7 protein-coding genes are annotated in these 9,654 nt (G+C 45.4%); 4 read left to right on the top strand and 3 right to left on the bottom strand.

Translation table 11 applies throughout. From position 1 onward, the window contains the following. Positions 1-324: phosphoglycerate mutase family protein (locus AC1DP6_RS32145; RefSeq protein ID WP_477058526.1), on the bottom strand; the 324-nt coding region annotated here is incomplete at its 3' end. Between the two features lie 102 nt (positions 325-426). Between AC1DP6_RS32145 and AC1DP6_RS32140 the strand changes: the two genes are divergently transcribed. The 4 genes from AC1DP6_RS32140 to AC1DP6_RS32125 all read left to right on the top strand — a co-directional run bounded on the left by AC1DP6_RS32140 (position 427) and on the right by AC1DP6_RS32125 (position 7,785). After that, entirely contained in the window at positions 427-2,796 is a 2,370-nt protein-coding gene (locus AC1DP6_RS32140; RefSeq protein WP_477058525.1) for a S9 family peptidase, read from the top strand. 264 nt (positions 2,797-3,060) lie between these two features. Then, positions 3,061-4,896, top strand: coding sequence for a glutamine--fructose-6-phosphate transaminase (isomerizing) (gene glmS, locus AC1DP6_RS32135; protein ID WP_441577307.1), 1,836 nt, complete (start codon positions 3,061-3,063; stop codon positions 4,894-4,896). A gap of 121 nt (positions 4,897-5,017) precedes the next feature. Continuing rightward, positions 5,018-7,219: a DUF4954 family protein gene (locus tag AC1DP6_RS32130; RefSeq protein WP_477058524.1), complete on the top strand. Its 2,202-nt coding sequence runs from the start codon at positions 5,018-5,020 to the stop codon at positions 7,217-7,219. Further along, positions 7,207-7,785: a DNA-3-methyladenine glycosylase I gene (locus AC1DP6_RS32125; RefSeq protein WP_477058523.1), complete on the top strand. Its 579-nt coding sequence runs from the start codon at positions 7,207-7,209 to the stop codon at positions 7,783-7,785. The genes AC1DP6_RS32130 and AC1DP6_RS32125 overlap by 13 nt, the downstream gene beginning before the upstream one ends. Before the next feature lie 42 nt (positions 7,786-7,827). Here the strand turns inward: AC1DP6_RS32125 and AC1DP6_RS32120 are convergent, their stop codons facing one another. Further along, positions 7,828-8,853, bottom strand: a complete 1,026-nt coding sequence (locus tag AC1DP6_RS32120; RefSeq protein ID WP_477058522.1) for a cytochrome-c peroxidase — start codon at positions 8,851-8,853, stop codon at positions 7,828-7,830. Between the two features lie 20 nt (positions 8,854-8,873). Beyond that, on the bottom strand, positions 8,874-9,650 hold the full coding sequence (locus tag AC1DP6_RS32115) for an MbnP family protein (protein ID WP_477058521.1): 777 nt from the start codon (positions 9,648-9,650) through the stop codon (positions 8,874-8,876). Positions 9,651-9,654: the final 4 nt, after the last annotated feature.

The raw sequence follows: 9,654 nt of genomic DNA, 5'->3' as shown, positions 1-9,654 counted from the left end.
GGTATCGGCGGCATAGAAGCAGGTATCCAGGTGTAAGTGAATCCGGAGACTGTCGGCCGTAGCCAACGATCTTTTATAAGGCGTAATATAGATTTTATTCAAACCGGAATCTTTCAGCAACCGGTATAGTGCCCCTGCTCTTTCCTGACCGGCTATCGTTAAAGTAGAATCCGGGCCGGGGTTCTTTTCTGCATGCCTGATCACATAAAATGTACCGGTTAAAAAGGTCGTATCTTCTGATACCAACACGGGCTGCCGGGCAGGTCTTCCGGGCTTACAGGCCACAAAGAGCAAGAGGGAAAATAAGATTGGCAGTATGCGCATAGAGCGGATTTAGAGCAGATGACCGCAGTACGTCCATCCAAAAGTTACGGCAATTTATGATTAAACCGTTACATTTATTCCCCAACAAAATAATGAACCGATATGAGAAAATGGGTATTACCCGCCATTATTTTTTTATCAGCCAACCGCATCTATGCCCAACAGGCAGGCCCGCTTACTGTAGAAAAGATTATGCGCGATCCTAAATGGATAGGAACTTCTCCTGATAATGTCTTCTGGGGCACTGACAATCAGACCGTCTATTTCAGCTGGAATCCCGATAAAAATCTGACTGACTCCCTTTACTACACCGGTATTAAAAACAATACTCCCCGCAAAACGGCTGCAGATGAGCGCGCACTCATCACCTCCCGGTCAGGTGGCACTTACAATACCGATAAAACATTACTAACATATAGCTATGAGGGGGATATTTATTTACTGGAGATAAAAACCGGTAAGACCACCCGTATCACCAATACCACCGCCACTTCTCTCAATCCGGCATTCAGCTTTGGTGGTAAACAGGTGGTATTTCAGCAAAACCGTGACCTGTATGCCTGGGATCGTGCATCTGGCCTCATCAGCCAGCTGACCAGCTTTGACACCGGCAGCAAGCCTGTTGAAAAAGAAGAGAGCCAGAAAGGCAACGCAGAAGAGAAATTCCTGAAAGCCCAGCAACTGGAGCTGATGGAGGTAGTTCGTGATAAGAAAGCCCGCAAAGACGCGGCTACTGCCTTTAATAAAGCGCATGAAAACAAAACATTAAAGCACCTGTACCTGCAGGGCAAAAGATTAATGAACCTGCAAATCAGTCCTGATGGCCGTTTCATTACCTACAGCCTGTTCAACGCTCCTGCCGATGCCCACAATACCATTGTACCGGAATTTGTAACAGCTTCCGGCTATACAACGGATATCCCTTCCCGCGATAAGGTAGGCGCACCACAGGGCACTTTCGAAAGCTATGTATACGACCGGCAGCGCGACACCGTGCTTCCTGTTAAAACAACCGACCTGCCTGGGATCAAAGACCTCCCGGACTACGTAAAAGACTATACGAAAAAAGACACACCCCATGTAAGAGACGTGGTGATTAATGGTCCTTATTGGTCAGACCAGGGCACTCATGCCATAGCAGATATCCGTTCACTGGATAACAAAGACCGTTGGATCGTATTGCTCGATGCAGCTACCGGTACCTTGAAAACACTGAACCGCCAACGTGATGAAGCCTGGGTGGCTGGTCCCGGTATTGGCTGGACCATGGGTGGCGCCAACATTGGCTGGATAGATGAAAATACCTGTTGGTTTCAATCTGAAGCCACCGGCTATTCTCATCTGTATACCAGCAACGTAAATAATGGAACGGTTACCCCACTGACCAGTGGTAATTATGAAGTACAGGATGCACAACTATCTCCCGATAAAAAATATTTTTATCTCAGCACCAACGAAGTACATCCGGGAGAAAAACAGTTTTATCGTATAGGCATTTCCGGTGGCAAAGCCGAAAGGATTACCACCTTACCTGGCGCTAATGAAGTAAGTGTTTCCCCTGATGGTAAATGGCTGGCCTTCCGTTATTCTTATTCCAATAAGCCCTGGGAGCTGTATCTGCAGCCTAATACGCCGGGAGCAAAGGCGGTGCAGGTTACTAACCTGGCACAATCGGACGAGTTTAAAACATACCACTGGCGTGATCCGCAGGTTGTCACTTTTACGGCACGCGACCAACAGCCGGTATATGCCCGGTTATATACACCGGACCCGGCCAAAAATAACGGGGCTGCTGTCATCTTTGTGCATGGGGCAGGTTACCTGCAGAATGCACATAAATGGTGGAGCAGTTATTTCCGGGAGTATATGTTTCATAACCTGCTAACGGATAAAGGCTATACGGTGCTTGACCTGGATTACCGTGGCAGTGCGGGTTACGGCCGCAACTGGCGCACCGGTATTTATCGTTATATGGGAGGAAAGGATCTTGATGATGAAGTAGATGGTGCAAAATATTTGGCCGAAAAATTGCAGGTGGACGCGCAGCGCATCGGTATTTATGGCGGCAGTTATGGTGGCTTCATGACATTGATGGCCATGTTTACGAAGCCTGGCGTGTTTGCTGCCGGAGCAGCTTTACGCTCCGTAACTGATTGGGCACATTACAATCACGGCTATACCAGCAATATACTGAATGAACCATTTACAGATAGTATTGCTTACCGCCGCTCCTCTCCCATCTATTATGCAGATGGACTGAAAGGTAAATTGCTGATGTGTCATGGAATGATAGATACCAATGTGCACTTCCAGGACATCGTACGTTTATCACAACGTTTGATTGAATTAGGAAAAAATAACTGGGAGCTGGCAGTTTTTCCGGTAGAAGATCACGGATTTACTACGCCCAGTAGCTGGACAGATGAATATAAAAGAATACTTTTGTTGTTCGAGAGTACGCTCTTGAAATAATGGAGCATTTTAAATTTTTTTATTTAGTCACTAAATAAAAAAAATACAAAAGGGGAATACAGTGAATGATGTCAGGTGAATGTTAAGATATCTTAATTTTCATCGGAATCGTTTCTGTATTCCCTTTTTCATTTTACATTCGGACCACGTAGAATGCCATGCTGACCATATCTTTAACTTAAACAATATTCACATTTTCTGATGTGATTTTAACAATTAATGCGATATTGCAATGATAAACCTTAGCACAAATCCAAAAACCTTATGTGTGGAATAGTAGCTTATATCGGGCAGAGAGAAGCCTACCCGGTAGTATTGAAAGGCCTTAAAAGACTGGAATACCGCGGATACGACAGCGCGGGTGTAGCCCTGATCAACAATGGGTTGCAGGTATACAAAAGAAAAGACAAAGTGGCTGCCCTGGAAGAATTCGTGGCAGGTAAAGACATGCGGAGTCATATTGCCATCGGGCATACCCGTTGGGCAACACATGGCGAACCCTGTGACCGCAATGCACATCCTCACCTATCAGGTGATGGCAAACTGGCCATGATCCATAATGGCATCATTGAAAACTATATTCAGCTGAAACAGGAACTGGTAAAACAGGGCCATACGTTTAAGAGCGATACCGACACAGAAGTACTGCTGCACTTCATTGAGGAAATCAAAAAACAAAATCAGTGCTCGCTGGAAGAAGCACTGCGCATCGCGTTAAAACGCGTGGTAGGCGCTTACGTGATTGTACTGATAGATGAAGATAATCCGGATACCCTCATTGCTGCCCGCAAGGGAAGCCCGCTGGTAATAGGCGTGGGTAAAGGAGAACACTTCCTTGCATCAGATGCTTCTCCCATTGTTGAATACACGAAAGAAGTAGTGTATGTAAACGATTATGAAATAGCGATCATCAAAGCCGATGAACTGATCCTGAAAAATATTTCCAATGAAAGACAAACACCTTACATACAGAAGCTGGACATAGAGTTGGCTGCTATTGAAAAAGGTGGCTATGATCATTTCATGCTGAAGGAAATATTTGAACAGCCACAAACTATTTTCGATAGCTTACGTGGTCGTTTGGATGCCAAACATGGTACACTTACCATGGGTGGTATGCGGGAGTATGCTGATATCCTGAGCAATGCCAAACGCATTATCATTGTTGCATGTGGTACCTCCTGGCATGCAGGGCTGGTAGCAGAATACATGATTGAGGAATTATGCCGTATTCCGGTTGAAGTAGAATATGCTTCTGAATTCCGTTACCGTAACCCGGTAGTAGGAGAAGGTGATGTAATCATTGCAGTATCCCAGTCCGGCGAAACAGCTGATACACTGGTAGCTATTGAAAGTGCCAAAGAAAAAGGCGCCATCATCCTCGGTGTTTGTAACGTGGTAGGTTCTTCTATTGCGCGGTTGTCGCATGCGGGTGCCTATACACATGCTGGTCCTGAAATTGGCGTTGCCAGCACCAAAGCATTTACCGCCCAGCTGGCAGTTCTTTGCCTCGTAGGCCTGAAACTGGCTGTTGACAAAGGTACCATCACCCCACAACGTTTTCAGCACCTGCTGGATGAACTGGACCAGGTTCCTGAAAAAGTAGCTACCGCGCTGAAACTCGATGATCAAATCAAAGAGGTGGCCGCCAAATATAAAGATGCACGCGACTTCCTTTACCTGGGCCGCGGATATAACTTCCCGGTAGCCCTCGAAGGAGCGCTCAAACTAAAGGAGATTTCCTACATACACGCAGAGGGTTATCCTGCTGCCGAAATGAAACATGGTCCCATTGCCCTGGTGGATGAACATCTGCCAGTAGTGATAGTCGCCACAAAAGACAGCTACTACGAAAAAGTAGTCTCCAACATCCAGGAAATTAAAGCCCGCAAAGGCAAGGTGATAGCAGTTGTAACAGAAGGTGACAACACCATTCCCCCAATGGCGGATGATGTAATTTTTGTACCTGCTGCAGATGAAATGGTAGCACCCATCATCTCTGTAATACCCTTACAGCTGCTCGCCTACCATATAGGCGTACTAAAAGGCCTGGACGTAGATAAGCCCAGGAATCTTGCAAAATCTGTTACAGTAGAATAAATAGCTTTTAGCCATTAGCTTTTATCTTTAAATAAATATAGCGGATATCAAATAACATAATCTTTGCTGCATTTACTAAAAGCTAAAAGCTAATGGCTAAAAGCTCCAAAGATGTATCCTCATGAACAATATCCAAAAAAGACCCCTCTCCGATCTGGGGTATAACTTTATTGAAACCACGTTACCGAAAGGCAAAGACGAATATTATCTCCGTAATGAACAATGGAGCAGACAAGATCAGTACAGGAAATTAACGGCATATGAAGTAGAGGCGCTGGTACGCAACGACAATACTTCTGACGACTGGAATATTATTTTTGTATCCAACGAATTTAATCCGCAACTGGTGCAGCACTGCCACTTTTTCGGCATGGTGCGTATCGGGAAACTGGAGCCATATTACCTGGAATTCCATAACCTGCGCATGCCGGTAGGCTTATATAACAGCACGATCTGCGCCTGCGATTTCGGGGATAACGTAGTGGTACATAACGTTAATTATCTCTCCCACTATATACTTGGTAATGAAGTCATCGTAGCCAACGTAAACGAAATGGCAACAACAGACTATGCCAAATTTGGTAATGGTATTCTGAAAGAAGGAGAGCAGGAAAGTGGCCGCATATGGATGGAATTGTGCAACGAAAACGGCGGCAGAAGTGTGATGCCATTTGATGGTATGCTCCCCGGAGATGCTTACCTGTGGACCCGCTACCGCGATGATGAACAATTACAACATCAGTTCAAACTGTTTACCGAAAAACAATTTGACAAAAGACGCGGCTACTATGGCATGGTGGGCGATCGTACCGTGATCAAGAATTGTAAAATGATCAAAGACGTTACCATTGGTACGGATGCTTACCTGAAAGGCGCCAACAAACTGAAAAATCTTACCATCAACAGTAACAGCGAAGCTTCTTCACAAATCGGAGAAGGCTGCGAAATGGTGAATGGCGTAGTAGGTTTCGGCTGCCGGGTGTTTTACGGCGTAAAAGCAGTGCGCTTTGTGATGGCCTCTCATTCGCAACTGAAATATGGCGCCCGTCTCATCAACTCCTACCTCGGTAACAATGCCACTATATCCTGCTGCGAAGTATTGAATTCACTGATCTTCCCTGCACATGAGCAGCACCATAACAACTCTTTCCTCTGTGCAGCACTGATCATGGGACAAAGTAATATGGCGGCAGGTGCTACCATTGGATCCAATCACAATTCCCGCGGAGCAGATGGTGAAATCATTGCCGGCAGAGGGTTCTGGCCCGGCCTCTGTGTGAGTCTGAAACATAACTCCCGCTTTGCCAGTTTCACGCTGATCTCCAAAGGCAATTACATGTCAGAACTGAACATCCCCATTCCGTTTAGCCTGGTGGTAAATGACGAACATGCTGACCGGCTGAAAGTAATGCCTGCCTACTGGTTCCTGTATAATATGTATGCTATTGCCAGAAACTCCTGGAAATATGTAGACCGTGATAAACGCACCGACAAAATTCAACACATTGAATACGATTACCTGGCACCTGATTCTGTAGAAGAATTATTCCAGGCACTGGCTATCATGGAAACCGCTACCGGTAAGGCCTGGTATGCGCTACCGGAAAATGCGTCCAGGAAAGAACTAACGGAAAAGGATATACGCAAAAAAGGCAAGGAACTACTTAAAAACAACCTGGAAGAAGTAGCTAAACTCACCATCCTCACCAAAGGTTTCGAAAACAGTTCCCGCGATGTGGAACTGCTGAAAGTGCATCGTGCCTATCCACTGTTCCAGGAGATGATTGTGCTATATGGCATCAAAAACATCCTGGCTGCCAACAAACCTTCTTTCCTGGCATTACAGGCGGCGGTAAAAACCGCTAAACGCGGCGACTGGCTCAATATAGGTGGACAGTTAATGAAGGCGGAAACGGTAGCTCTCCTTAAAACAAAAATTAAAAAGAACAAGATCAGTGGTTGGCCTCAACTACATACGGCATACGAAGAAATAGGAAATGAATATGCAGCAGATAAACTTCAACATGCAGTGGCCTGTTTACTCGAAATCAAAGAAGTAGCCCTGAAAAATATGACCACCGCTGATCTGGCACAATGGATGAACGACTCCGCCGCGACCATGGAATGGATCACGGCACAGATAAAACGCTCCAGGGAAAAAGATTATAAAAATCCGTTCCGTCAGCTGGCATATGAAAGCGAAAAAGAAATGAATGCCGTAATAGGTAGCCTGGAAGATAATAGCTTTATTAAACAGACAATTTCCGATCTTGCTGACTATAAAACAAAGGTTAACCAAATTATAGCCGAATGGGAACTGTAGAAAAAATAAGATGCAGCTGGTCCACCAAAGACAAATTATACCAGGACTACCACGATGAAGAATGGGGTACTCCTAATCATGATGATCAGCATCTTTTTGAAATGCTCTGCCTGGAAGGCGCACAGGCCGGCCTGAGCTGGTATACCGTGCTGACAAAAAGAGAAAACTACCGCAAAGCATTCGATAAATGGGACGCCAAAAAAATAATAAAGTATAACGAAAAAAAGGTGGAGCAACTAATGCTGAATGAAGGCATCATCCGCAACCGCCTGAAAATAAATTCCGTTATTACGAATGCCAAGGCTTTCCTTGCCGTGCAAAAAGAATTCGGCAGCTTCGACAAGTATATCTGGTCATTTGTAAACCACCAGCCCATTGTGAATCATTACAAAGGCATGTCAGGTGTTCCTGCGAAGACAGCTATCTCAGACGCCATGAGTAAAGATTTGCTGAAACGCGGATTTAAATTTGTGGGATCTACTATCTGTTATGCTTATATGCAGGCTACCGGAATGGTAGATGATCATCTGGAAGATTGCTGGAAGAAGCACAAGTCAAAAAAATAATTTCCGGTAAGCGGGCGTGTCTGCAACAAGATACCCCGCTTACTAGTTAATCAGTATTTCACTCAACCCCTGATTACTGATAAATGCATAATCGGTGAGTGTATTCAAAAAGAAATACAACTGCCTTTTTTCCTTGTCCGACAGCGGTATACCATTCTTCACAAGCGGGTCGGTAGTGGTGGTAGTCTTTACACCATGATCATAGAAGTCAAATACCTGGTAAATATCGAAGAAACGACCATCATGCATATAAGGAGCGCTTTTTAGGATATTGCGCAGGGAAGGCACCTTAAAACGAAGATTATCATCTGTATTACCTGTGATTTTCATTCTACCCACATCATTCAATGCCGGTAGGTAAGGCAACCCGTTACTCCGGTAGGTTAAATCCGTAAACAACGGTTCTTTATGACAGCCCGCGCATTTTTCCTGGAAAATGGTATACCCCGCCTTTTCTTCTTCCGTAAAAACAGCACCCGGTAGTTTCAACATCACGCTATCATACCTGGAACCGGCAGATACCATGGTGGCAACAAACTGCGTAAAAGCCTTGAACATGCGTTCACTGGTAATTTCTTCCGAGCCAAACGCCGCTTTAAACTTGCTGCGGTAGGCGGTATCGGCCTGCATTTTTTGTAACAGCTCCTTCAGGTCCACCGCCATTTCATTGTGGTCTGTCAGTGGCGTGAGTGGCTGTATTTCCAGGTGATTTACACCACCATCCCACATAAATGCTTTTTGCCAGATCATGTTAAACAGTACCGGAACGGAACGGTTTCCCTGTTGCCCACCTACACCATGCGCCAGCGCATGATCAAAATGACCAAAGGCGGCAAACTGCTGATGACAGAACCCGCAGGAAACGGTACTATCTTTTGAAAGGCGGAAATCATAAAACATAAACCGCCCCAGCGCCACGCCTGGTTTGGTGAGCGGATTACGGGAAAAATCATATACCGGCCGGGGAAAGTTGGGAGGCAGTTGCAACAGGTAAGGCTCCGGGCCGGCGGCACTATTCTTCCTGGTACCAGCCTGCACCAGTATCAGCAAAAGGCAGAAAGCCCCCACGATATATATTGCTTTACGCCTCAATCCTTAATAGTGTTGACATTAGTAATACCATTTACCTGGAACATGTGCTGGTAATTACCAGCTACCTGTCTTGCTTTCACACCTGGTGCCATGATCACCGCAATATTTTTAAAACTTACGGTATCTGGTAAAAACCATTTCTCCACATCGGCGCTCAGGTGAATGCAGGACCGATTGCCGGCAGCGATAGTAACGGTCTGTGGAAATGGAAGTGATACATATTTCAGTACCTGGTCTTTGGATTTATAGCCGCCTGCATGAAACAAGAATTCCTGGGTAGGTGAATTAATAGCGGTGGAATGTCCTTCTATCTGCGCCATAATATAGCCACTATTCCAGGTCCAGAACATGCCTGTTTCCACCGACAATGCGCCTGATTGTACGCCGCTCACATTACGGATGCTATCTACCCCGATCAGGAACCGGATGCGCTTATATTGCCCGGCGGGGACGCTATCCAACCGTATTGTTTTAGAAGTATCTAYAGCATCGTCTACCAGAAAATAAGCTGGCGGTAAAACTACCGTATCACCACTGACGGATTCTAATGAAAAATTACTGAGGAAATAACGGAAACGGCTGATCGTAAAAGGTTCTCCGGCAGCATTGGTATAAGTTATCTGATTTCTTACCAGAGGTTGCTGTCCCATCATATGTTTGATGGATAATTGCAGGGAAGAAGATGCCCGGCGGCTATCAGGAGATGTCTGCGCAAACAGGTTGTTTACCAGCAGGAAACAACAAGCATAGACAATAAAAATCCGCAAAACCATGGTG

This window comes from Chitinophaga sp. 01L420 (assembly GCF_056399985.1).
Note: the sequence above shows the minus strand (reverse complement) of the source record. Positions and strands in the feature narration are given on the sequence as shown.

Excerpts from the sequence above, each read along its gene's own strand:
- AC1DP6_RS32140 (WP_477058525.1), top strand. The coding sequence starts at position 427 with ATGAGAAAATGGGTATTACCCGCCATTATTTTTTTATCAGCCAACCGC.
- glmS (WP_441577307.1), top strand. The coding sequence starts at position 3,061 with ATGTGTGGAATAGTAGCTTATATCGGGCAGAGAGAAGCCTACCCGGTA.
- AC1DP6_RS32130 (WP_477058524.1), top strand. The coding sequence starts at position 5,018 with ATGAACAATATCCAAAAAAGACCCCTCTCCGATCTGGGGTATAACTTT.
- AC1DP6_RS32125 (WP_477058523.1), top strand. The coding sequence starts at position 7,207 with ATGGGAACTGTAGAAAAAATAAGATGCAGCTGGTCCACCAAAGACAAA.